Origin of the sequence: Methylobacterium sp. 174MFSha1.1, from assembly GCF_900116815.1 — a bacterium.
GTDB lineage: Bacteria > Pseudomonadota > Alphaproteobacteria > Rhizobiales > Beijerinckiaceae > Methylobacterium.
The window spans coordinates 26,286-48,808 of record NZ_FPCB01000028.1 but is presented as its reverse complement, the minus strand read 5'-3'; the positions used below and the strand labels follow the sequence as shown (position 1 = coordinate 48,808).

Annotated in this window: 20 protein-coding genes and 1 other RNA gene; 12 read left to right on the top strand and 9 right to left on the bottom strand. The window is 69.8% G+C overall.

Translation table 11 applies throughout. The features are described 5' to 3' along the window. Window position 1 precedes the first annotated feature (1 nt). The 7 genes from truA to ffs form a co-directional block, all read right to left on the bottom strand. Complete coding sequence (gene truA / locus BM430_RS23055; protein ID WP_093569587.1) at window positions 2-754, bottom strand: tRNA pseudouridine(38-40) synthase TruA; 753 nt, start codon at window positions 752-754, stop codon at window positions 2-4. Beyond that, on the bottom strand, window positions 754-1,686 hold the full coding sequence (fmt, locus tag BM430_RS23050; RefSeq protein ID WP_093569586.1) for a methionyl-tRNA formyltransferase: 933 nt from the start codon (window positions 1,684-1,686) through the stop codon (window positions 754-756). Before fmt ends, truA begins: the two co-directional genes overlap by 1 nt. 5 nt (window positions 1,687-1,691) lie before the next feature. Continuing rightward, the gene (def, locus tag BM430_RS23045) at window positions 1,692-2,207 is read right to left on the bottom strand and encodes a peptide deformylase (protein ID WP_093569585.1); all 516 of its coding nucleotides are present in this window, start codon (window positions 2,205-2,207) and stop codon (window positions 1,692-1,694) included. A 105-nt stretch (window positions 2,208-2,312) separates the two neighbouring features. Beyond that, the gene (gene recR / locus BM430_RS23040; RefSeq protein WP_093569584.1) at window positions 2,313-2,918 is read right to left on the bottom strand and encodes a recombination mediator RecR; all 606 of its coding nucleotides are present in this window, start codon (window positions 2,916-2,918) and stop codon (window positions 2,313-2,315) included. A 55-nt stretch (window positions 2,919-2,973) separates the two neighbouring features. After that, window positions 2,974-3,294, bottom strand: coding sequence for a YbaB/EbfC family nucleoid-associated protein (locus tag BM430_RS23035; protein WP_093569583.1), 321 nt, complete (start codon window positions 3,292-3,294; stop codon window positions 2,974-2,976). Between the two features lie 80 nt (window positions 3,295-3,374). After that, window positions 3,375-5,339: a DNA polymerase III subunit gamma/tau gene (locus BM430_RS23030; protein ID WP_093569582.1), complete on the bottom strand. Its 1,965-nt coding sequence runs from the start codon at window positions 5,337-5,339 to the stop codon at window positions 3,375-3,377. Window positions 5,340-5,404: 65 nt separating this feature from the next. Continuing rightward, an RNA gene (gene ffs, locus BM430_RS23025) (signal recognition particle sRNA small type) lies at window positions 5,405-5,501 on the bottom strand. Window positions 5,502-5,614: 113 nt separating this feature from the next. Between ffs and BM430_RS23020 the strand changes: the two genes are divergently transcribed. Then, window positions 5,615-6,616 (top strand): alpha/beta fold hydrolase, encoded by a 1,002-nt coding sequence (locus BM430_RS23020; protein WP_093569581.1) that lies wholly within the window; start codon window positions 5,615-5,617, stop codon window positions 6,614-6,616. 21 nt (window positions 6,617-6,637) lie between these two features. Here BM430_RS23020 and BM430_RS23015 read toward each other — a convergent pair whose 3' ends face one another. Continuing rightward, on the bottom strand, window positions 6,638-6,919 hold the full coding sequence (locus BM430_RS23015) for a hypothetical protein (RefSeq protein WP_093569642.1): 282 nt from the start codon (window positions 6,917-6,919) through the stop codon (window positions 6,638-6,640). Between the two features lie 148 nt (window positions 6,920-7,067). Between BM430_RS23015 and BM430_RS23010 the strand changes: the two genes are divergently transcribed. The 5 genes from BM430_RS23010 (at window position 7,068) to BM430_RS22990 (ending at window position 12,931) form a co-directional block, all read left to right on the top strand. Next, window positions 7,068-7,973, top strand: a complete 906-nt coding sequence (locus BM430_RS23010) for a protein-methionine-sulfoxide reductase heme-binding subunit MsrQ (protein WP_093569580.1) — start codon at window positions 7,068-7,070, stop codon at window positions 7,971-7,973. A 284-nt stretch (window positions 7,974-8,257) separates the two neighbouring features. Next, entirely contained in the window at window positions 8,258-8,752 is a 495-nt protein-coding gene (locus tag BM430_RS23005) for a MarR family winged helix-turn-helix transcriptional regulator (RefSeq protein WP_093569579.1), read from the top strand. A 182-nt stretch (window positions 8,753-8,934) separates the two neighbouring features. Then, window positions 8,935-10,266 (top strand): nucleotide sugar dehydrogenase, encoded by a 1,332-nt coding sequence (locus tag BM430_RS23000; protein WP_093569578.1) that lies wholly within the window; start codon window positions 8,935-8,937, stop codon window positions 10,264-10,266. A 129-nt stretch (window positions 10,267-10,395) separates the two neighbouring features. Then, complete coding sequence (locus tag BM430_RS22995; RefSeq protein WP_093569577.1) at window positions 10,396-11,082, top strand: Crp/Fnr family transcriptional regulator; 687 nt, start codon at window positions 10,396-10,398, stop codon at window positions 11,080-11,082. Between the two features lie 112 nt (window positions 11,083-11,194). Then, on the top strand, window positions 11,195-12,931 hold the full coding sequence (locus BM430_RS22990; RefSeq protein ID WP_093569576.1) for a calcineurin-like phosphoesterase C-terminal domain-containing protein: 1,737 nt from the start codon (window positions 11,195-11,197) through the stop codon (window positions 12,929-12,931). 45 nt (window positions 12,932-12,976) lie between these two features. On the opposite strand, the gene BM430_RS22985 is transcribed toward BM430_RS22990, so the two are convergent. Beyond that, entirely contained in the window at window positions 12,977-13,933 is a 957-nt protein-coding gene (locus BM430_RS22985; RefSeq protein WP_093569575.1) for a hypothetical protein, read from the bottom strand. 216 nt (window positions 13,934-14,149) lie between these two features. Here BM430_RS22985 and BM430_RS22980 point away from each other — a divergent pair, with 216 nt between their 5' ends. The 6 genes from BM430_RS22980 (at window position 14,150) to BM430_RS22955 (ending at window position 22,519) form a co-directional block, all read left to right on the top strand. After that, complete coding sequence (locus BM430_RS22980; protein ID WP_093569574.1) at window positions 14,150-14,860, top strand: SGNH/GDSL hydrolase family protein; 711 nt, start codon at window positions 14,150-14,152, stop codon at window positions 14,858-14,860. 388 nt (window positions 14,861-15,248) lie between these two features. Continuing rightward, window positions 15,249-16,817 carry a PAS domain-containing sensor histidine kinase gene (locus tag BM430_RS22975; RefSeq protein ID WP_177303144.1) on the top strand — a complete coding sequence of 523 codons (1,569 nt, stop codon included), beginning with the start codon at window positions 15,249-15,251 and terminating at the stop codon, window positions 16,815-16,817. Window positions 16,818-17,118: 301 nt separating this feature from the next. Further along, entirely contained in the window at window positions 17,119-18,864 is a 1,746-nt protein-coding gene (locus BM430_RS22970) for a S1 family peptidase (RefSeq protein ID WP_177303143.1), read from the top strand. 153 nt (window positions 18,865-19,017) lie between these two features. Then, window positions 19,018-19,758 carry a DNA repair protein RecO gene (gene recO, locus BM430_RS22965; RefSeq protein WP_093569572.1) on the top strand — a complete coding sequence of 247 codons (741 nt, stop codon included), beginning with the start codon at window positions 19,018-19,020 and terminating at the stop codon, window positions 19,756-19,758. Between the two features lie 205 nt (window positions 19,759-19,963). After that, a complete protein-coding gene (parC, locus tag BM430_RS22960; protein WP_093569571.1) occupies window positions 19,964-22,210 on the top strand; it encodes a DNA topoisomerase IV subunit A in 2,247 nt (748 codons plus the stop codon). A gap of 18 nt (window positions 22,211-22,228) precedes the next feature. Further along, complete coding sequence (locus BM430_RS22955; RefSeq protein ID WP_093569570.1) at window positions 22,229-22,519, top strand: hypothetical protein; 291 nt, start codon at window positions 22,229-22,231, stop codon at window positions 22,517-22,519. Window positions 22,520-22,523: the final 4 nt, after the last annotated feature.

Here is a 22,523-nt window from a genome sequence, read left to right as displayed (position 1 = left end):
GTCACCCGAGCTCCTCCGGATAATCCACCCCGATCAGCGTCAGCCCGCCGGAGGGCGCCAGCGGCCCGCAGCGGCTGCGGTCGCGGGAATCGAGCACGTCGCGCACGCCCTGCGGCGTCAGCCGTCCGCCGCCGGCGAGCATCAGCGTGCCGACCATGCCGCGGACCTGATGATGCAGGAACGAGCGCGCGGCGGTGACCACCACGATCTCCTCGCCGTCCCGCGCCACGTCGAGCCGGTCGAGGGTGCGCACCGGGCTGTTGGCCTGGCACTCCGCCGCCCGGAAGGCCGAGAAATCGTGCCGGCCGAGCATCAGCTGCGCCGCCTCGTGCATGAGCCCGGCATCGAGCGGCCAGGGCACGTGCCAGACGAAGCCGCGGGTCAGGGCCGGCGGCGAGCGGCGGTTGAGGATGCGGTAGCGGTAGTGGCGCTTGATCGCCGAGTGGCGGGCGTCGAAATCCGGCCCGACCTCGGCGGCTGCGATCACCGCCACCGGCTCGGGCCGCAAGTGGGCGTTGGCGGCGTCGCGCACCGTGTCGGTGCGCCACGGCTTGTCGAGGTCGAGATGGACGACCTGGTGCGTGGCGTGCACGCCGGCATCCGTGCGTCCGGCGCAGTGGACCCGCACCGGCCCGCCGACGAAGCGGGCGATCGCTTCCTCCAGCGCCTGCTGCACCGAGCGGTCGGCGGCCTGCCGCTGCCAGCCGGCGAAGGCGGTGCCGTCATACTCGACGACGAGCTTGTAGCGGGGCATCAGGCGAGGCGGGCGCCCGGCGCGAGTTGCCGGCCGCGGGCGAAATCCTCGAACGCCATCGCGCCCTTGCCGGCCGGCTGCACGGTGACGAGGCGCAAAGCGCCCTCGCCGGCCGCGACCGTGCCGGCGCCGTCGAGGAGCGTACCGGGCTCGCCCTGACCTTGCGCGAGGCGTGCCCGCAGCACCTTCACCCGCTCCGGCCCCCGGCCAAGATCGGCCGTGACATAGGCGCCCGGGAACGGCGACAAACCGCGCACCCGGTCGTGGAGAGTTTTGGCCGGCTGCGACCAGTCGAGCCGCGCCTCCTCGTTGGTGATCTTGCGGGCGTACTCGACGCCCTCCTGGCTCTGCGCCCGGAACTGCAGGTTGCCGCGCTCGAGCGCGCCGAGCGCCCGCGCCATCAGGTCGGCACCGAGCGGCATCAGCCGGTCGTGCAGGTCGCCGGCACTCATGTCGGGGGTGATGCCCACCCGCTCGATCATGCCGACCGGGCCGGTATCGAGGCCGGGCTCCATCCGCATCACCGCGACGCCGGTCTCCTCGTCCCCCGCCATCACGGCGCGCTGGATCGGCGCCGCGCCGCGCCAGCGTGGCAGCAGGGACGCGTGCAGGTTGAGGCAGCCGAGCGCCGGTGCGTCGAGGATCGCCGGCGGCAGGATCATGCCGTAGGCCACCACCACGGCGACGTCGGCCGCGTGACTTCGGAACGTCTCGGCGGCCTCGTCCGTGCGCAGGGTCGCCGGGGTCAGGACGGGGAGCCCGAACTTCTCCGCCAGCGCCTGGACCGGCGAGGGCCGCAGGGCCATGCCGCGGCCGGCCGGGGCCGGCGCACGGGTATAGACCGCCACGACCTCGTGGCCGCCGCCGACGATCTCGGCCAGCGTCGGCACCGCGAAATCCGGGGTGCCCATGAACACGACGCGGAGGGACATCGGCGTTACGCGGCTTCGCGCTTGGCAGCCTTGGCGAACTTCTTCATCACCCGGTCGCGCTTGAGCTTCGACAGGTGGTCGATGAACAGCACGCCGTTGAGATGGTCGATCTCGTGCTGGAGGCAGGTGGCGAGCAGCCCGTCGGCCTCCTGCTCCACGGTCTCGCCGTCGAGGGTGCGGAAGCGCACCCGCACCCGGTCGGGCCGGATCACCTCGGCGTAGTATTCGGGGATCGACAGGCAGCCCTCCTCGTAGGGCCGGGTCTCCTCCGAGGTCCACACGATCTCGGGATCGAGGAGGACCAGCGGCTTGCGGTCCTCCTTCTCCTTCGAGGTGTCGATGGTGACGATCCGCACCGGCTCGCCGATCTGGATGCCGGCGAGGCCGACGCCGGGGGCGTCGTACATCGTCTCCAGCATGTCGGCCGCGAGCTTCCGCACCTCGCCGGTGATCGTGCCGACCGGCGCCGAGATCTCGCGCAGGCGCGCGTCCGGCAGGATGACGAGGGGACGGATGCTCATTGGTGCGCCAGCGAAGTCGGGGAACCGGGCGCCGACGGGCGCCCGCAAGTGTTTCGGGAAATAAGGTTTCGTGTCGCCGGGGTCAAACCCCGATGATGGGCGCCGCTAGAACGCCGTGCGCTGGCGGATCGCCGCCGACAGGGTGCCCTCGTCGAGGTAGTCGAGCTCGCCGCCGACCGGCACGCCGTGGGCCAGCCGCGTCACCTTGATCGACAGGTGGGTGAGCAGCTCGGTGACGTAATGGGCGGTGGTCTGGCCGTCGACCGTGGCGTTGAGCGCGAGGATCACCTCGCGCATCTCGGGCGCGCTCACCCGCTCGACCAGGCGGCTCAGGTTCAGGTTCTCCGGCCGCACCCCGTCGAGGGCCGAGAGCACGCCGCCGAGCACGTGGTAGCGCGCCGTCACCGCCCCCGAGCGCTCCAGCGCCCAGAGGTCCGAGACGTCCTCGACCACCACCAGCATCGAGGGGTCGCGGCTCTGGTCGCGGCAGATCGTGCAGGGATCCTGCGTGTCGACGTTGCCGCATTCGTGGCAGACCACGATCCGGTCGGCGGCGACCTTCATGGCATCGGCGAGCGGCGCCAGCAGGGTCTCACGCTTCTTGATGAGCTGGAGGGCGGCCCGCCGGGCCGAGCGCGGCCCGAGGCCGGGCATGCGGGCCAGGAGCTGGATCAGCCGCTCGATCTCGGGGCCCGCGACGGCCTGGGGCATGGGATGGAGGACTTTCGTGTTCTTCCCTCCTCCCCGAAGGGGGAGGCGAATGGCGTTAGAACGGCAGCTTCATGCCCGGGGGCAGGGGCAGGCCCTTGGTCAGCTCCTGCATCCGCTCCTGCGTCGCGCGCTCGGCCTTGGCCTTGGCGTCGTTGAGCGCCGCGACGATCAGGTCCTCCAGGATCTCCTTCTCGTCCGGCACCAGCAGGGCGGAATCCAGGCTGAGACCCTTCACGTCGCCCTTCGCGGTCATCGTCACCGAGACGGAGCCGCCGCCGGAGGCACCCGTGACCTGGACGCCATCGAGCTCGGACTGAATGTCGGCCAGCTTCTGCTGCATGGCCTGGGCCTGCTTCATCATTCCCATGATGTCCATGGCGGCGTCCTCGCGCTGTGAGAGAGAATCGGGGAGCGATGTGGGGTGCCGGCAGGCTGTCGGCTACGGGTGCGGGACCGTCAGAGATCCGGATCGTCGGCCTCGGGCGGCGGCGCGCCGTCGAGGGAAGGGGGCTCCGGCGTCTTGTCGCGCACGTCGACGATCTGGGCGCCCGGGAAGTTCTTCAGCACCGCCTGGACGAGCGGGTGGCTCGCCGCGCCCTGGTGGCGGCTCTCGACCGCGGCCTTGGCGCGGGCGTCGAGCGTCGCCTCGCCGGCCTCCTTCGACAGGGCGACCACCCAGCGCCGGCCGGTCCAGGCCTCGAGGGCGCGGGCGAGGTCGGTGGCGAGCGTCGCCCGACCGCCCTCGGCGAGGCGGAATTCGATCCGCCCGTCCTCGAAGCGGACGAGGTGTGCCTCGCGCTCCAGCGCCATCTTCAGGCCGATGTCGCGGCGCTCGTCGGCCAGCGCCACCACGTCCTCGAACCGGCGCAGGCGCGGGCCGGATTCCGCCTTGGCGGCGGGTTTGGGCGCAGGGGCGGACTGGACCAGGGTCGGGCGCGGCGCTGCCGGGGGAGGCGGCGCGGGGCGGGGAGCCGCCTCGGCCTGGAGCGGCTCCGGCAGGTTGCGGGCCAGGGCCGGCGCGGCGGCGGTCGCCTGGCTGCGCAGGGCCGCGACGGGCGCGGCGGCCGGCATCTCGCGCAACGCCGGCGCGGCCTGCAAGGATGCGGCTTGTACAGGAGCGGCCTGCGAGGCGGGCTGTGCCACAGCCGGCGCCCGGGCCGGGAGGCTCAGGCTGCCGCCGTCGCGGATCTGGCGCAGGGCCTCGTCCGGGGTCGGCAGGTCGGCGGCGTAGATCAGGCGCACCAGGGCCATCTCGGCCGCGGCCAGCGGCCGGGTCGCCGCCTGCACCTCGGGGATCGCCTTCAGCAGGATCTGCCAGGCGCGCGACAGGGCCCGCACCGAGAGCCGGTCGGCGAAGTCGCCGCCGCGCACGCGCTCGACCTCGCTGAGCGAGGTATCGACGCGGGCGGATTCGGGCGCGAGCTTGAGGCGGGTGACGAGGTGGGTGAACTCGGCGAGGTCGGAGAGCACCACCGCCGGGTCGGCCCCGGCCTCGTGCTGGGCCCGCAGTTCCGCGAAGGTGGCCGGCACGTCGCCGCGCATCGCCGCCTCGAACAGGTCGACGACCCGGGCGCGGTCGGCCAGCCCCAGCATGTCGCGCACGGTCTCGGCGGTGACGTGGCCGGCGCCGTGGGCGATCGCCTGGTCGAGGAGAGAGAGCGAATCGCGCACCGAGCCCTCGGCGGCCCGCGCGATGGCGGCCAGCGCCTCCGCCTCGGCCGCGACGCCCTCGGCGTCGCAGATCTTCTGCAGGTGGGCGATCAGCGCACCCGCCTCGACCCGGCGCAGGTCGAAGCGCTGGCAGCGCGACAGGATGGTGACCGGAACCTTGCGGATCTCGGTGGTAGCGAAGACGAACTTCGCGTGCGGCGGCGGCTCCTCCAGCGTCTTCAGGAAGGCGTTGAACGCCTTCTCGGACAGCATGTGGACCTCGTCGACGATGTAGACCTTGTAGCGCGCCGAGACCGGCGAGTAGCGGATGCCGTCGATGATCTGGCGGACGTCGTCGATGCCGGTGTGGGAGGCGGCGTCCATCTCCAGCACGTCGATGTGCCGGGATTCCATGATGGCGGCGCAGTGCAGGCCGAGCCGGGGCAGCCGGATCGTCGGCCCGGCATTCGCGTCGTCGGGCAGGGCGTAATTGAGGCCGCGGGCGAGGATACGGGCGGTGGTGGTCTTGCCGACCCCGCGCACGCCGGTCAGCATCCAGGCCTGCGGGATGCGGCCGGCCTCGAACGCGTTCGCCAGGGTGCGCACCATGGCGCCCTGGCCGATCAGGTCGTCGAAATCCTTGGGGCGGTACTTGCGGGCCAGGACCCGGTAGGCGGGGGCCGGCTGCCGGACGGGCTGCCGGCTCTCGGCCGCGCTGAACCCCGGGAGACCCGGCTCGTCGATCGAGGGCGTGCCGGAGGTCTCGTCCATGCGCTCGCAGGGTCGTGAGGGCGGCCCCCGGGATGGGGGCGCACGCGCTCCTGAAAGGAGGGTAGGGTGGGAGGCTGGACGAAAACCCGCTCGGTCTCGTTAGGGCTGCTTCCTTCCGGACCTGACCCGGTTGGCGAGTGAAACGTCCCTCGCCAACCTCCCGAGGCCTATATGGCGGCACGTCGCCGGAAACGCAAGCGCGGGGCGGGCCGGGTGCATGACTCCGTGGCGGCGGCGCGTTGTAGGAGCCTCGCCACTACCGGAGACTCCGCCGCATGCGCCTACCGCTCCCCGCCACCGCCCTGGCCGCCGCCCTCCTCACCGCCACTTCAGCCTTCGCCGCGCCCTCCTACGGCCCGGAACTCGAAGGCTTCGAGTATCCCTATCCGGTCCGGCGCCACGCCTTCGCGTCGCAGGGGCAGGACCTCTCGATGGCCTACATGGAGGTGACGCCGGAGCGGCCGAACGGCCGCACGGTCGTGCTGCTCCACGGTAAGAACTTCTGCGCCGCGACCTGGGGCGACACCGCCGCGGTGCTGGCGCGGGAGGGCTACCGGGTGCTGGCCCTCGACCAGGTCGGCTTCTGCAAGTCGACGAAGCCCCTCGGCTACCAGTTCAGCTTCAACCAGCTCGCCGCCAACACCCACGGCCTGCTCGCGGCGCTCGGCATCGGGCGGGCCACGATCGTCGGCCACTCGATGGGCGGGATGCTGGCGGCCCGCTACGCCCTGATGTTCCCCGATTCCACCGAGCAGCTGGTGATGGTCGATCCCCTCGGGCTCGAGGACTGGCAGGCCAAGGGCGTGCCTTACCAGACCATCGACGCGGCCTACGCCGCCGAGCGCAAGACGAGCGCCGCCGGCATCAAGGCCTACCAGATGAAGTTCTACTACAACGGCGAGTGGAAGCCGGCCTACGACCGCTGGGTCGACATGCAGGCCGGGCTCTATGCCGGTCCCGGAGCCGAGCGCGTGGCCTGGAATCAGGCCCAGACCTCCGACATGGTGTTCACTCAGCCGGTAGTGCATGAGTTCGACCGCCTGCGCGTGCCGACGGTGCTGATGGTCGGGACCAAGGACCGCACGGCTCCGGGCGGAAACCGCGCCGCGCCGGAGGTGGCGCAGACCCTCGGGCGCTACGACCGGCTCGGACCCGAGGTGGCGGCGCGGATCAAGGGCGCGCGGCTGGTGATGTTCGAGGGCCTCGGCCACTCGCCCCAGGTCGAGGCGCCGGACCGGTTCTACGCCGCGCTGCTGAAGGAGCTGGCGGCGAGATAGGTCTTCGCGGGGGAGGGAGCGCTACTGCAGCGACTGCATCTCGCAATTCGCGTAGGCGACGCTGCCGTCGGCATAGGCCTTGAGCTTGCGCGCATAGGCCTCGGCGCCGGTGCGGTAGGGGCCGAGCTGCGCGTTGTAGGCCTTGATCCCGTCATTGTAGGTGTAGGCCTCCCAGCCCGGGCAGCCGCCCTTGGCGTCGAGGCAGGCGGGCTTCTGCGGCAGGGCGGGCTTCACCGGCTTCTCGCTCGCCGGCGGCGGCGCCGGCGCGGTACAGGCGGCGAAGGCCGCGGTGGGGACCGGCATCAGGAGCAGGAGGGCGGCGAGGGCGTTGCGCGGCACGGCTTGTCTCCTCAGGGGGCCGCCTCTCACGCCATCGTGTGGTCGGCCGAGCGGGTCAAACCTCCGCTCGCGGCTTATCTGTGGCGCATTCCGCACTGCACTCAGGTCCCGCATGACCGTCCACCCCCGGATCGCCGCACCCCGCCCCGCCTCGCCGCGCATCGCCTGGCCGTGGCTCGACCGGGCCGGCCGCCTGTCGCGGTTCAAGCTCGCGGTGTTCCTCCTCGCCCTCGCGCCGGGCCTGTGGTTCACCGCCGCCTACGCCCTCGACCGGCTGGGGGCTAAGCCCCTCACCGCCTACCTGCACGCCATGGGTGACTGGTCGGTGCGGTTCCTGATCCTGTCCCTCGCCGTCACGCCGATGCGGCGCATCGCCAACGCGCCGAAGCTGATCCTGGTGCGGCGGATGCTCGGGCTCACCGCGCTCGCCTACGCGCTGGTCCATTTCACCCTGTACGTCGCCGACCAGAAGTTCGACCTCGCCCGGGTGGCGAGCGAGATCGTGTTCCGCATCTATCTCACCATCGGGTTCGCCGGCCTGCTCGGCCTGACGGTGCTCGGCGTCACCTCGACCGACGGCATGATCCGCCGCCTCGGCAAGACCTGGCCGCGGCTGCACCGGCTGGTCTACCCGCTCACCGCCTTGGCTTTGCTGCACTTCTTCCTGCAATCGAAGATCGACGTTTCGAGCCCGGTCTACTGGAGCGGCCTGTTCCTCGCCCTGATGGGCTGGCGGCTGATGCACCATCTCAAGGTGCCGAGCACGCCGCTGCCGCTCCTCGGCCTCAGCCTCGCGGCCGGCCTCGCGACAGTGGGGCTCGAGACGGCCTGGTACGCGCTCGCCACCGGGGTGCCGGCAAGCGCGGTGCTGGCGGCCAATCTCGACTTCTCCTACGACGTGCGCCCGGCCTGGTGGGTGCTCGCCACGGTCATCCTGATCGTGCCGCTCAACTTGTGGCAGAACCGGACGGCCTCGGGCGGACGGGGCCCCGTCGGGCGGCCGGCGCCGGCGCGCTGATCCCGCCCGGCCGCGCTCCGGCATCCCGCCGAGCACTGCCCCCGCGATCGGAAGGCCGTCGGGACGAGCCCTACGGCGCCGTCCCGCCGACCGCCCGCGCCAGGATCTCCATCGGATCGGCCTCAGGACCCGCGTCGTCTCGCGCCCGGGCCGGGCCTGTACCGGGCTGGGTCCCGGCATCGATCGCTCATAATAGTCAGACGTCTGATGATTTGTCGACCGGCGGCTTGTCCGGCCCCGGCGCCTGGCCTATCAGGCGGCGCGCTCCCTCATTCCTGGATCCGATGACCGGCGACCCTCTGGACGACCTCTACGAGCGGCCCGGCTTCATGATCCGGCGCGCGCACCAGATCGCCGTGTCGGTGTTCCTGGCCGAGACCGACGACCTCGGGATCACCACGACCCAGTACGGCATCCTGTTCATGCTCCGGCACCGCCCGGGCATCGACCAGATCACGGTGGCGCGGCTGCTCGGCCTCGACCGCTCGACCACCGGCATGGTCGTCAAGACCCTGGAGGAGGGGGGCCTCGTCGCCCGCGTGGTCGACCCCGCCGACAAGCGCCGCCGCAGCCTCGAACTGACGCGGGAGGGCGGCGACCTCCTCGACCGGCTCGCGGTGCCGGCCGAGCGGGCGGTGGCGCAGCTCCTCGCGCCCCTCGATCCGGCGGAGCGGCCGGTCTTCCTGGCGCTGCTGCGCAAGCTGACGGGCGCCTTCGACGCGACCTCGCGGGTGCCGCTCGCCAAACGCTTGCGCGCCGAGGCAGGCGGCGGGCCCTAAGCGGACGAAGCGTTGGCAAGCCAACGCTTCGTCCGCTTAGATTCTTGTTTTGTCGCAGGTTTTTATCGCAAAACCGGCGGCCACTTTTGCGAAACCTGCTTAGCCGTCCACCGACCCGATTTGACAGCCGCCCGCGGCCACGCTCAAGGGACCACACTCGAGGAGCGCGGGAGCGGCGGGACATGAACGCGAACGAGGCGCGGACGCGGACGCTCCTTCACGAGCGCATGGCGCTGATCGGCATCGTCGGCCTCGGCTATGTCGGGCTGCCGCTGGCGCTCGCGGCGCTCCGCGCCGGCTTCTCCGTGCTCGGCTTCGACGTCGATCCCGACCGGGTCGCGGCGCTGAACCGGGGCGAGGGGGCGTTCCACCACATCCCGGGCGAGGCCTTGGGCGACGCGCTCGCGGCCGGCACCTTCGCGGCCACCGGCGACATGGCGCGGCTCGCCGAGCCCGACGCGGTGCTGATCTGCGTGCCGACGCCGCTCACCCGCCACCGCGAGCCCGACCTGTCCTACGTCGAGGCCACCGCCCGGGCGGTCGCCGCGACGCTCCGGCAAGGCCAGCTCGTGGTGCTCGAATCGACCACCTATCCGGGCACCACCGCCGAGGTGATGCGGCCGATCCTGGAGGCCGGCGGCCTGCGCTCGGGAGAGGACTTCTTCCTCGCCTACTCGCCGGAGCGCGAGGACCCGGGCAACGGCGAGTTCGACACCGCCCGCATCCCCAAGGTGGTGGGGGCGGACGACGCCGCCGCGCGCGGCCTGGCGGAGGCGCTCTACGGGGCGCTGGTGGTGCGCACGGTGCCGGTCTCCTCTGCCGCCGCCGCCGAGGCGGTGAAGCTCACCGAGAACATCTTTCGGTCGGTCAACATCGCCCTCGTGAACGAGTTGAAGCTCGTCTACGACGCGATGGGCATCGACGTCTGGGAGGTGGTCCAGGCGGCGGCCACCAAGCCCTTCGGCTTCATGCCGTTCCAGCCCGGGCCGGGCCTGGGGGGGCACTGCATCCCGATCGACCCGTTCTACCTCGCCTGGAAGGCGCGGGAATTCGACGTGCCGGCCCGGTTCGTTGAGCTGGCCGGCGAGGTCAACACGCGGATGCCCTACCACGTCGTCGAGCGCCTGGCGGCGGCCGTCGACCGGACCGGCCGCGCCTTCTCGGGCGCCCGGGTGCTGGTGCTCGGGCTCGCCTACAAGCGCAACGTCGAGGATACCCGCGAGAGTCCGGCCCTGAAGCTGATCCGGCTGATCGAGGCGCGGGGCGCGGCGGCACTCTACCACGATCCCCTGGTGCCGGTCCTGCCGGCGACCCGCGAGCATCCGGAACTCGCCGGGCGGCGCTCCGAATCCCTGACGCCTGAGACCCTGCGCGGGGTCGACGCGGTGCTGGTCGCCACCGACCATGACGGCGTCGACTACGAGCTTGTGGCGCGGGAAGCCCGGCTGATCGTCGACACCCGCAACGTCATGGCGCGGCATGGACTGACAGGTGCGACGATCGTGAAGGCGTAGAACCCGAGAAAATCACGGGCCGATCGACACATGGCCGGGCGCAAGCCCGGCCGCACCCTGGCGAGCGCGGCCGCGCCGGGCTAAGAACACGGAAGGGCAGTACCGCATCCGCGGGGTCGAGGGCAGCAGATGGGTCGGCTCGCAACGTTTCCCTTCTTCAAGGACGCGGGCATCGACCTGATCTCGTACGAATCGCGCTGCATCTGGCGGCGGTTCGACGCCAACGAGATCCTCGTCGATTTCGACGACGCCTCGACGGACGTCTACCTGCTGGCCTCCGGCGAGGTGCGGATCCTCAATCGGACGCAGTCGGGCAAGGAGGTGATCCTGGGCGAGATGCGGGCCGGCGAGTTCTTCGGCGAGCTCGCCGCCATCGACGGGGTCAGCCGCTCGGCCAACGTCACGGCGCTCACCCGGGGCGAGCTCTGCGTGGTGCCGGCCGCCGTGTTCCGCGAGATCGTCTTCGCGGCGCCCCCGATCGCCGACAAGCTGCTGCGGCTGCTCGCCAAACGGGTGCGGATGCTCAACGCCCGGCTGATGGAGCACGCGGTCCTCGACCTGCGCCACCGCCTCTACGCCGAGCTCCTGCGCCTCTCCGCGCCCCGGCCGGGCACCGACGGCGAGCGCGCGGTGAGCCCGCCGCCCTATCACCACGTGCTCGCCGCCCGCATCGGCTGCCGCCGCGAGCAGGTGACGCGGGAATTCACCGTCATGGCCCAGGAAGGCCTCGTCGACCGCACCCGCGGCGCGCTGATCCTGCGCCGGCCGGACATCCTGGAGGCCCGGGTGGCCGAGGCGCTGCGGGAAGACGCGTAGGCGGCTTCCGCGGACCCGTCACCGAACCGTCAAGGAGCCGTGGTTGCCTCGGGGCGAACCAGCGCGCAGCCCCGGTCCGTCCCGGCGAGGCTGCAGGGAGGACGAGACCGCGATGACGGACCACCACACCCTGACCCGCCGCACCACCCTGGCCGGCGCCACGGCCCTGGCGCTCGCCCCCCTCGCGGCGCGGGCGCAGGGCGCGCCGGGAACGAGTCAGGGAGCCGGACAGGTCACCGGCGTCGTGTACGAGGACCGGGGCGGCCGGGGGCGACGCGGGCCCGACGATCCGGGCCTGCCCGACGTGCTGGTCTCGAACGGTCGCGAGGTGGTCCGCACCGGCGCGGACGGGCGCTACACCCTGCCGGTCGGCGACGAGGCGGTGATCTTCGTGATCAAGCCGACGGGCTTCAGCCTGCCTACGGGGCCCGACGGCCTGCCGCTGTTCTCGTACATTCACCAACCGGCCGGCACGCCGCCGGACCTCGCCTTGCGCTATCCCGGCATCGCGCCGACCGGGCCGCTGCCGGCCTCCGTCGATTTCGGCCTGGTGCGACGCCCGGAAGCCGGCGACTTCGACGTGGTGCTGTTCACCGATCCGCAGCCCGAGAGCCACGCCGAGCTGACCTTCGTGCGCGAGACCGCCATCGCCCGGGTGCTCGGGATGCGGGACGCCTCGAACCGGATCGCCTTCGGCATGACCACCGGCGACGTGCTGTTCGACGATCTCTCGCTCTATCCGCGCCAGAACCGCCTCATTGCCCAGATGGGCCTGCCGTGGTTCCATCTCGGCGGCAACCACGACCTCAACTTCGAGGCGCCGGACGCCCGCCATTCCCGCGAGACCTTCAAGCGCAGCTTCGGGGCGCCGTATTACGCGCTGGAATACGGCGGCGTTCTCTTCCTGATGCTCGACAACGTGCATTACCTCGGCGCCCACACCGCCACGGGAACCCGGGGCGGGCGCTACGAGGGCCGGATCGGCGAGCGCCAGCTCGCCTTCGTGGAGAACCTGCTCAATCTGACGCCCACCGACCGCCCGGTCGTGGTCGCGATGCACATCCCGCTCGCCAGCGACCTCGGGCCGGACGATCCCGGCATCAGCACCGCCGACCGGGCGCAGCTGCTGCGGCTCCTCGCCGGGCGCCCGTCCCTCAGCGTCTCGGGCCACACCCACACCACCGAGCACCATTATCTCGGACCCGATGGACGACCAGGGGCGACCGGCGAGGACGCCCACCACCACCACGTGCTCACCGCCGTCTCGGGCTCGTGGTGGAGCGGCCCGCCGGACCGGCGCGGCATCGCCACCGCCGACAGCCGGGACGGCACGCCGCACGGATTCCACCTGCTCAGCGTCACCGGCGGGCGGTCCATCAACACCCGCTACGTCCCGGCGAGCGACGATGCGGGGCGCCAGATGCGGATCGTGCTGGAGAGCCAGTTCCACGCCGACGACCTCGCCCGCCTGCCCGACACGCGGCTCTACGAGCTGCTCGGCGCCACCATCCCGGCCGAGAGCGCGGGGGGCACCACCGTGGTGGTCAACCTGTTCGACGGCGGGCCGCGCAGCCGGGTGTCGTTCCGGGTCGGCGACGGGCCGCCCGTGGCGATGACCCGGACGCGCCGGCCCGACCCGTTCGTCGCCGCGCTCTACGCCCGCAACGCCGCGACGAAGAAATCCTGGGTGAAGGCCGAGCCGTGCTCGCATCTCTGGGTCGCGCGCCTGCCGCGGGACCTGAAGCCCGGCACCCACCGCCTCACCGTCGAGGCGACCGACGAGTACGGCCGCCCGCACCGCGACGCGCTGGTGCTTGAAGTGCTGGACGGGGCGGGCAGGGCCGGCTGAGGGCCGGCCCGCGCCGGCTGACGGCCGGCCCGCGCCGGCCGGTCGTCACAGCCGGCTGGGCAGGGAGATCACCGCGTCGACCGTCTCCTTGATGGCGCGGCCGGCCGGGGCGAAATCGGGCATCGGGACGCCGAGGAAGCGGGTCGGCTCTTCTGCGGCCGGCGCCGCGGCCGGCTGGGCGGCGGCGCTGCGCTGGTGCGCGTCGGGCTTCTCCCGCCGGGCGACCGGCTTCTCGGTCGTGTGCTTCGCCGGGGCGGGCTTGGCCGGCTCGGCCTTAACCTGCTCGGCTTTGGCCTCCCGGGCCGGCGCGGGCCTCGGCGTCGCCTTTGGCTCGGCCGTCGCCGCGCGCGGCGGGGCGACGGGTTTGGGTTCGACCTTGGCCTGCACCGCCCGGGCCGGCGGCAGCGGCGCGGGTTCGCGCGGCGCCGGGACGGCGCGGGGGATCGCGGCCTCGACGTTCGCCTTGGCCTCGCGGACGGGGGCCGGCCGGGGCGTTTGCGGCGCCTTCGGGGTGGCGGGTACAGGCTGGAACGCGGCGGTGCCGGTCGCGGCCACGTCGGAGGCCGGGGACCAGGAGCCCCGCACCGGCGAGGTCTGTGCGAGCGAACCCGCCACCGGAGCGCTCTGCGGCGGCGCCGTCGCCACGGTCGAAACCGGATCGAGCAGGGCGGCGGGTGCTGCCGATGCTAGAACGCCCGCCGCCGGGGCGGCGGGCGCTTGAACGATGGGAACCTGGCGCACTGGCGTCGTCCGCAGGGCCGGGACACCGTCCTTGATCTCCGGCATCTCGGCGACGCGGCCGAAATGGACCTCCGGGGGGCGCGGCCGCAGCAGGTCGCTGATCGTCGGATAGGCCGCCGCGGCGAGGCCGGCGCAGCCGCCGATCCCGACCACGGCCAGGGCGGCCAGCATCGCCGGACGGCCGAGGCGCGCGCGAACGCTCTCGTGCGGGTCCGGGCGCGGCTGGCGCACCTCCGACGGGTCGATCTCCACTGGCATCATGGCACGGGCTCTCCGATGACCTGCCCTCAACCATGATCAGAACCACCGAATCAGGCGTGAAGATGTCGGTGGAAAACAGGCGTCCTGTGGATAACCTCGCGAAATCCCGCGAGACGTCGGGGCGGCCGGCGATTGACTCGCGGCGGGCGCGGGCGCTTGTACGGCGCGCGGGGGCGTCGGGATCGGACGCGAGGACGGGTGCAGACGAGAACGAAGATGGCGATCGGCCTGATCGCGGCCGCGCTGGCATTGGGAACCGGCGCGCTCCTGGTGACCCGGCACCGCGCCGGCGGCGGGCAGGGCGTGGCGGCCTTTCGCGAGGCCCGGGCCTTCGCGGTCTCGAGCGAACTCAAGCAGATCGACGGGCCCTACGGGCTGCTCCTCGGCGATTCGCAGATGGAGCGCCTCCACCTGCCGACCCTGTGCGGGCATCCGGCCGTCAACGCCGCCATCGCCGGCACGCGGATCTCCGGCCTGCGGGCGGTCGCGGACTGGATCGCGCTGCCCCGGCCGCCGGAGGTGGTCGTGGTGACCATCGGCACCAACGACCTCACCCAGCGCCAGCGCTCCGGCCGTGACGCCGCGGCCGGGCAGTTCCGCGAGGAGGCGAGGGCGCTGTTCGCCGAGCTCGTGCCCCGCGCCCGGCGCGTCGTCGCCACCGCGGTGCCGCCCTTCGACGCCGCGCGGCCCGGGGTGACGAAGTTCTACGACGTCGCCGCCGCGCCGGCCTACTCGGCGATCCTGTCGGAGGAATGCGCCCGGGCCGGCTGCCGCTTCGTCGATGCCTTCGCGGACCTGCGCGACGCGGCCGGCACGGGCCGATCGCCGGACGGAGTCCATCTCGGCCTCGATGGTGCGGCGCGGGATCGCATCGCCGCGCGTCTGGAGGAGGCGGCCTGCCCTGATCTTGCCGCCCGCCCGCGATGACGCGGTTCCGCGACGCCAGCCGGACGACGATGGTTAACATCTACTTGCCTTAAGGGTGCCTTCGTCCGCACCCTTACCACCCAGGACTGTGCAGCCGCGGCTCCATTCGGAGCGCCACCCTATTCGATGTTCCGTGGCGGCAAGTGCCGAAATGATTTCGATGCTGCTCTGGCAGATCATGGCCCGATGGCGATTTTGCCCGGGAAAGCTTTTGGAGTCGGCGTCAGGCTCTTGGACAAATCGCGTCCTTGGGTTAGCAGAAGCAGGATTCGGGATTTACCCGATTCGGCTGGGCGCGGGCGGCGCCCGCGGCGCGACGGTGGTCGCGCCCGGGCGTCACGCGGGTGCCGGCCACCTCACGCTCGGCGCGGATGGCGTAGGAGAGCTGATGACGGCGCGGACCGCGCACCCGATCGCGGGCATCCCGGTCGACAGACCGGGCGGTGCCCTCGGCCGTGCGCTTCCGGAGAGCGAACCGGGGATGAGCGGGCTGCCGTCGCGCCTGATCCTCGACGCGTTGCCGCAGAAGATATGGATGCTCGACCGCGACGGGGCGGTCCGCTTCGCCAACCGGGCGGCGCGGGAGATCGGCTCCAGCCTCGGCGAGCCCGACGGCTGGGACAGCGTGATCCACCCGAAGGACCGCAACCGCGCTGCGGCGGCGCGCAGCTCCGCCATCCGCTCCGGCCAGCCCTACGACCTGACGATCCGCCTGCGCGACACCAGCGGTCGCTGGCACTGGCACCAGACCGACGTGGTGCCGATCCGCGAGGGCGCCGGCATCACCGGCTGGATGATGACCGCCGCCGACGTCGACGACGTCGTGGCCGACAACCAGGCGCTGGAAGCCACCACCAACCTGCTGCTCCTCACCCACAAGGCGGCCGGCGTCGGCCTGTGGGACTGGAACATGCGCACCGGCGCGCTCTCGCTCTCGGCGGAGGGCGCGCGCCTGCACGGCCTCTCGGCGCAGGCCTGCATCATCACCTCCTCGGCCTGGACCGGGCTGGTCCATGCCGACGACCGCGCCATGCTGTGGGACGCGGTCACCAAGGCGGTCACCACCCGCACCCCGTTCTCCGTCGACGTGCGGGTGACGGCCGAGCACGGCGGCACCCGCTGGATCCAGAGCCTCGGCCGCGTCCTCGACGACGCCCACGGCCTGAGCGGCCGCATCGTCGGCCTGACCCTCGACATCACCGCGCGCAAGCGCGCCGAGCAGGCCCTGTCCAACGCCAAGGAAGGGGCCGAGCAGGCCAACCGCGCCAAGTCGGATTTCCTGGCGATGATGAGCCACGAGATCCGCAACCCGCTCAACGCGGTCCTCGGCTATACCGAGCACATGCTCAGCCGCTCGCGCGAGCCCGAGACTCTGCGCCACCTCGCCGCCGTCCAGGAGGCCGGCGAGATCCTGATCCGGGTCGTCGACGACGTGCTCGACGTGGCGCAGATCGAGGCCGGCCAGGTCGCCCTCGACCCGGAATCCTTCCTCCTCGCCGACCTGCTGGAGGGCACCGCCGCCGTCGCCCGGGGCGCGGCCTCGCGCAAGGGCGTGGCGGTGGAGGTGCTGCGCGACCCCGCCACCCCGACCCTGGTGCTCGGCGATGTCGGGCGCCTGCGGCAGGTCCTGCTCAACCTCCTCACCAACGCGGTCAAGTTCACGCCGGCAGGCCGGGTGGTCCTGGCGGTGAGCCCAGACACCGCGCGGGGCGGGGAAGGGCGGCTGCTCTTCACGGTGAGCGACACCGGCATCGGCATGTCGGCGGCGCAGCAGGAGCGGCTGTTCGTGCCCTTCGGCCAGGGCGACGAATCGATCCGCCGCCGCTTCGGCGGCAGCGGGCTCGGCCTCGTCATCTGCCGCCACCTCGTCGAGCTGATGGGCGGGCAGATCGGCGTCACGAGCGAGCCGGGGCGTGGGACCCGGATGTGGTTCTCGGTGCTATTGCCGCCGGCTTGAAGCAGTCGTGCGAGCGTTGACCTTAAAACCTATCGGCTCGACGGTTCGCAGTGCCTCAGGAAATTGACCATTGGGACTCTTCACCTGAAGGCAGGCATTTCGACTTCGGCTCCTACCGGTCGATTGGTGATTCATAAGGTTTACCTTTTGCGACAAACAAGCTAGGATGCCATATGATTCATAACTCGTTGCTTCCAAAGAGAAGGCTGAATTCGCGCAAATTTCGGGAGACTCGTGATATAAGAGTCCGAAGATTTATTTGGAATTTCATATGACTCGCATTTAAGAAATGAGGGCTTTCGTGGGCGCGCTTATCGCAAAGTTAATATACACAGCTATCCTTGTTGGACTGATCGCGATGCTTTCCCGCGAACTGTGGAAAGTATGGCTGGATCCGCAAATTTATATTGGCCGATTCGAGGTAATGTCTGACACCGGCAAGGATGAAGACGCCAGTATTGCGTTCTCCAAGCGAATTGTCAGTGCGCAGGCCATGCTCGTCCGGCAGATGAGCGAATATCAGACACGAAACGTCACGGCTGCATCTTCGGATCAGACTTACGCCTTGCCAGGAAGCCTGCCGCTCTCTTTGCCGCCGGAAGCTTTAGAGGGAATTGAGATCACGATACAGAACGTCAATATTCGTCAAATTTTGACGACTATACGACGCGCATTTCTGGCGCCCAACGAAATTAGCGGTCACGTAACAATTCGTAGCGGTTCGGTGCTTGCTGCCATCGATTGGCCTAACGCACCAACCCCGACAGGCGAGCGCCTACCCCTCAGTCAGTTTCTCATCCCTAGTCAACCAAGCCTGCAAGAATCTGCCGCTTATATTGCATGCTTGCTGTCGTGGGCACGCGCAGTCGGTGTCGATAGCAAGTTTGCAGCTATTCCGCGTCAGCAGTTCTGCGATTTTTCTACTGCACTGAATGATCTGTTTGCATTGCGCGATAAATCATCAACCGTATCAGGACTGGACAAAGAACAGACTGCGCTTGTACGAAGACGCGCAATGCAGTTGAAGAATCACTATGGTGCCGGATCCATATACCCCGAACTCTACCGCCTCAGGGCTGATCTCCTTGAGCTACTGCCGGAGGACGCTCGCACAAACGGTGAACTCGTTGACGTTCAGGAAGATCGAGTTCAATATGCGATGCTCAGTAAGGATTTACGCAATCTCCCGCCGGACGAGAAGCGGATGGCCGCGCTGGCGCTCGCTCGACCTGCACTGATCATCGAAGGCGGAAAGGTCACAGAGCCTCCTGACAACTGGGCGGGACTGCTCCGTCGTCATGAGACCGATAGCATGGCCGTCTCAGCCTCTACAGGCGTTTTCCGTGGAAACAAGGATAGTCGCTCTGGGACGGGTTTCATCGTTGCTCCAGGACTTGTGATGACCGCTGCATATGTAATCGATTATGCCGGCGGCGAGACATCTATAGAAAGAGGCGATTTGATGTTTTGCCCTGGAGATGGCAATACAGATCAATGCATGAAGGTCGGCAAAACTGTCTATACTGGCGAAATTGGCTTAAGGAAAATAATTATTGCCGAGATTAGCAATCATGATCCTGTTCTCGCTCCACCTGTTTCGTTCTGGCAGCCCCTGCCGACGGCGAATGAGCTCACAGGTCGTTATGTCTACGTAATGGGGTTTCCATACCCGGACCTTCGCTTGCCAATCGAATTTATGAACCGACTGCTCGGAGGGGTTGGCGGCCGCAAACGCCTTATGCCTGGCCGAATCCTTGCTGTCGGCCAAAAAGGACCCAGCGGGGAGTTCGAAGGTGCTCTGGAAGAGGCGCCTCTCATTACGACCGACATCAGTACTTCGGGCGGCTCGGCGGGTGGTCCACTCGTAGATCTCGCAACAGGAAAGGTAATTGCGCTAAGTTATTATGGTGTTTGGAAGGGAGAGCGCGGAAAATTTGCTTATGCTCAGAGCATTCCAAAAGAGGCTCTTGATGTTATTAATAAGCGTCTTCTAGGGCAGTTTGATAGCAATGATCGATTTGGTCCGCAAAACCCAGCGTCTCCTTGATTTTAAATTTATGATTATAGCGATTATTTTTATTTTTTGCCGATAATATATGGAAAACACCCCAATTTGGTCTGCTTGGCCGAGCCGAAACAAATAGTTTTGGATGCAAGATTCTGGTTCAGTTCCGCCCCCCAAGCGGCTATTGACCGTCCCATGCAATGGACGGATGACGGGCTGGTACTCGGGGCGCGGCGGCACGGCGAGACCGGCGTCGTCCTCGAACTGATGACGGCCGAGCACGGCCGGCATCTCGGCCTCGTCCATGGCGGGCGCTCGCGGCGGATGCAGCCGGTGCTCCAGCCCGGCAACCTGGTGCGGGCGGTGTGGCGGGCGCGGCTCGACGAGGGGTTGGGCTCCTACGCGGTCGAGCCGATCGCGAGCGCCAGCGCCCGGCTGATCGGCTCGCGCCTCGCGCTCTACGGCATCGGCTACGCCGCAAGCCTGCTGCGGCTCCTGCCCGAGCGCGATCCGCATCCCGCCCTGTACGCGGCCGCAGCCGTGCTGATCGAGCACCTGCACGAGCCCGCGATCGCCCCCGCCCTGATGGTGCGCTTCGAGCTCGCGATGCTCGCCGAGCTCGGCTTCGGCCTCGACCTCTCGGCCTGCGCCGCCACCGGCACCAACGAGTACCTCGCCTACGTCTCGCCGAAGAGCGGGCGGGCGGTGAGCGCGGCCGCCGGCGAGCCCTGGCGCGACCGGCTGCTCGCGCTCCCCGACTTCCTGGTCGACCGCCCCGACCGGCGCGGCCTCAACGTGCCGACGGAGCGGGAGATCAAGCAAGGGTTTACCTTAACGGGTTATTTCCTCGACCAGCACATCTGGGGCCCGCGCGACCTCGCCGAGCCGGAGGAGCGGGTGCGCTTCGTCGCGCTCGGCACCGCCGGGGCCACGTGATTCCCCCGCTCCGGCGAATGCAGAGCGTTCGCCGGAGCGGAGGCAAGCCCGAACGGGCGCCGGCGCCGATGCGCCGGGCGCCTTCGCGCACGCGAAGGCACCGATCGAACGCACGGAGGAGTTGTCTCGCCCTCCTGGCAATCGATGCATGTTCGTGTTATGTTCTCATCTTGAGACCGCCGAAACCGTGAGTTGACGTCCGCCCATGGGAAAGCCCTTCGAGCCACCCTCCGACCGCGACGGGATCGAGAACGTCGACCTGAAGGCGGCGCTTGAGGAGCGCTACCTCGCCTACGCGCTCTCGACGATCATGCACCGGGCGCTGCCCGATGCCCGCGACGGCCTCAAGCCCGTGCATCGCCGCATCCTGCACGCGATGCGGCTGCTGCGCCTCGATCCCGGCAGCGCCTACAAGAAGTGCGCCCGCGTCGTCGGAGACGTGATCGGCAAGTATCACCCGCACGGCGACGTCGCGGTCTACGATGCGCTCGTGCGGCTCGCGCAGGACTTCGCCCAGCGCTACCCGCTCGTCGACGGCCAGGGCAATTTCGGCAATATCGACGGCGACAATCCGGCGGCCCAGCGGTACACCGAGTGCCGGATGACCGAGGTCGCCCGTCTCCTTCTCGAGGGGATGGACGAGGACGCGGTCGATTTCCGTCCGAACTACGACGGGCAGGAAGAGGAGCCGGTCGTCCTGCCGGCGGCCTTCCCGAACCTGCTCGCTAACGGTTCGCAGGGCATCGCCGTCGGCATGGCGACCTCGATCCCGCCGCACAACGCGGCGGAGCTGTGCGAGGCCGCGCTCTACCTCATCACCCACCCGGCTGCGACCTCCGAGCAGCTGACCACCTTCGTCAAGGGACCGGACTTCCCGACCGGCGGCATCGTCATCGATTCCGCGGCCTCGATCGCCGAGGCCTACCGCACCGGGCGCGGCGGTTTCCGGGTGCGGGCGCGCTGGCAGAAGGAGGATCTCGGCCGCGGCACCTGGGCCGTCGTCGTCACCGAGATTCCCTACAGCGTGCCGAAGGCCCGGCTGATCGAGAAGATGGCCGAGCTTCTGCAGGAGAAGAAGCTGCCGCTGCTCGCCGACGTGCGCGACGAATCGGCCGAGGACGTGCGGGTGGTGCTGGAGCCGCGCTCGCGCACCGTCGATCCCGTGGTGCTGATGGAATCGCTGTTCCGGCTCACCGAGCTGGAGAGCCGCATCTCGCTGAACATGAACGTGCTGGTCGGCGGCACGGTGCCCCGGGTGATCGGCTTGGCCGAGGCGCTCCGCGAGTGGCTCGACCATCGCCGGGTCGTGTTGCAGCGCCGCTCGCGCCACCGCCTCGCGCAGATCGAGCGCCGCCTCGAGATCCTCGGCGGCCTGCTCATCGTCTATCTCGACCTCGACCGGGTGATCCAGATCATCCGCGAGGAGGACGAGCCGAAGGCCGAGCTGATGCGGGTCTTCGAGCTCACCGAGTTGCAGGCCAACGCCATCCTCGACACCCGGCTGCGCTCCTTGCGCAAGCTGGAGGAGATGGAGCTGAAGCGCGAGCACGACGCGCTGACCAAGGAGAAGGCGGACCTCGACGGGCTGATGGGCTCCGACGAGAAGCAGTGGAAGTCGATCGCGACCCAGATCCGGGCCGTGCGCAAGACCTACGGTCCCGAGACCCCCCTCGGCCGCCGCCGCACCACCCTGGAGAACCCGCCCGACACCTCCGGCATCGACTTCTCGGAGGCGATGGTCGAGCGCGAGCCGATCACCGTGATCGTGTCGCAGAAGGGCTGGATCCGCGCGCTCAAGGGCCACGTCGCCGACCTCTCGGGCGTCCAGTTCAAGGGCGACGACACCCTCAAGGTCAGCCTCCCGACCGAGACGACCGCGAAGATCCTGGTGCTGGCCTCGAACGGCAAGGTTTTCACCCTGGAGGCGGCCAAGCTCCCCGGCGGGCGCGGCTTCGGCGATCCGATCCGCCTGATGGTCGACATGGATGAGGGTTCTGAGATCGTCACCGTCTGGGCGCACAAGCCGGGGGTGAAGCTCCTGCTCTGCACCACCGACGGGCGCGGCTTCGTCACCCCCGCCGACGGGCTCGTCGCCAATACCCGCAAGGGCAAGCAGGTGATCGGCCTCGACGAGCCGGCCACCGCCAGCCTCGTCCTCGAAGTGGGGGAGGGCGACCACGTCGCGGTCTGCGGCACCAACCGCCTGCTGACGGTCTTCCCGCTCGCCGAGATCCCCGAGATGGTCCGCGGCAAGGGCGTGCGGCTGCAGAAGTACCGCGACGGCACGCTCGATTCCGTGGTGATCTTCCGCCTCGCCGACGGCCTGACTTGGCCCGACAGCGCCGGGCGGACCCGCTCGGAAGCCGGCGAGGAACTGGCGAGGTGGGTCGGCCATCGCGGCGGTACCGGCGCGATGGCGCCGCGGGGCTATCCCAAAGCCAATCGCCCGTGACCCGGGCTCGGATCGCGCATGGCGGGCGGGCTGCAACCCGAGGGAGCGGGTGAGGACGAAGACGACGAGGAGCGTTTGCGGCTCGCCCGCGACATCCTCGTCCACAACGAGCAGGTGAAGCTGACCGCGAACCTGATGAATATCGGGGCGGCCGGTTTCACCATCACGGGCATCGTCGCCCCGCTCACCGCCGCCATGGCGACGACGGGCCGCGTCACTGCGCCCGCCCTCGCGCTGATGGCCGTTTGGTTCGTGCTCGGCGTTGGTCTACACTTCGGTGCGAGGCTGACGTTGACCAACCTGCGATGATGAG

What these genes read in the sequence shown, in the direction of transcription:
- truA (WP_093569587.1), bottom strand. Translation starts at nt 754, where the DNA reads ATGCCCCGCTACAAGCTCGTCGTCGAGTATGACGGCACCGCCTTCGCC.
- fmt (WP_093569586.1), bottom strand. Translation starts at nt 1,686, where the DNA reads ATGTCCCTCCGCGTCGTGTTCATGGGCACCCCGGATTTCGCGGTGCCG.
- def (WP_093569585.1), bottom strand. Translation starts at nt 2,207, where the DNA reads ATGAGCATCCGTCCCCTCGTCATCCTGCCGGACGCGCGCCTGCGCGAG.
- recR (WP_093569584.1), bottom strand. Translation starts at nt 2,918, where the DNA reads ATGCCCCAGGCCGTCGCGGGCCCCGAGATCGAGCGGCTGATCCAGCTC.
- BM430_RS23035 (WP_093569583.1), bottom strand. Translation starts at nt 3,294, where the DNA reads ATGGACATCATGGGAATGATGAAGCAGGCCCAGGCCATGCAGCAGAAG.
- BM430_RS23030 (WP_093569582.1), bottom strand. Translation starts at nt 5,339, where the DNA reads ATGGACGAGACCTCCGGCACGCCCTCGATCGACGAGCCGGGTCTCCCG.
- BM430_RS23020 (WP_093569581.1), top strand. Translation starts at nt 5,615, where the DNA reads ATGCGCCTACCGCTCCCCGCCACCGCCCTGGCCGCCGCCCTCCTCACC.
- BM430_RS23015 (WP_093569642.1), bottom strand. Translation starts at nt 6,919, where the DNA reads ATGCCGGTCCCCACCGCGGCCTTCGCCGCCTGTACCGCGCCGGCGCCG.
- BM430_RS23010 (WP_093569580.1), top strand. Translation starts at nt 7,068, where the DNA reads ATGACCGTCCACCCCCGGATCGCCGCACCCCGCCCCGCCTCGCCGCGC.
- BM430_RS23005 (WP_093569579.1), top strand. Translation starts at nt 8,258, where the DNA reads ATGACCGGCGACCCTCTGGACGACCTCTACGAGCGGCCCGGCTTCATG.
- BM430_RS23000 (WP_093569578.1), top strand. Translation starts at nt 8,935, where the DNA reads ATGAACGCGAACGAGGCGCGGACGCGGACGCTCCTTCACGAGCGCATG.
- BM430_RS22995 (WP_093569577.1), top strand. Translation starts at nt 10,396, where the DNA reads ATGGGTCGGCTCGCAACGTTTCCCTTCTTCAAGGACGCGGGCATCGAC.
- BM430_RS22990 (WP_093569576.1), top strand. Translation starts at nt 11,195, where the DNA reads ATGACGGACCACCACACCCTGACCCGCCGCACCACCCTGGCCGGCGCC.
- BM430_RS22985 (WP_093569575.1), bottom strand. Translation starts at nt 13,933, where the DNA reads ATGATGCCAGTGGAGATCGACCCGTCGGAGGTGCGCCAGCCGCGCCCG.
- BM430_RS22980 (WP_093569574.1), top strand. Translation starts at nt 14,150, where the DNA reads ATGGCGATCGGCCTGATCGCGGCCGCGCTGGCATTGGGAACCGGCGCG.
- BM430_RS22975 (WP_177303144.1), top strand. Translation starts at nt 15,249, where the DNA reads ATGACGGCGCGGACCGCGCACCCGATCGCGGGCATCCCGGTCGACAGA.
- recO (WP_093569572.1), top strand. Translation starts at nt 19,018, where the DNA reads ATGCAATGGACGGATGACGGGCTGGTACTCGGGGCGCGGCGGCACGGC.
- parC (WP_093569571.1), top strand. Translation starts at nt 19,964, where the DNA reads ATGGGAAAGCCCTTCGAGCCACCCTCCGACCGCGACGGGATCGAGAAC.
- BM430_RS22955 (WP_093569570.1), top strand. Translation starts at nt 22,229, where the DNA reads ATGGCGGGCGGGCTGCAACCCGAGGGAGCGGGTGAGGACGAAGACGAC.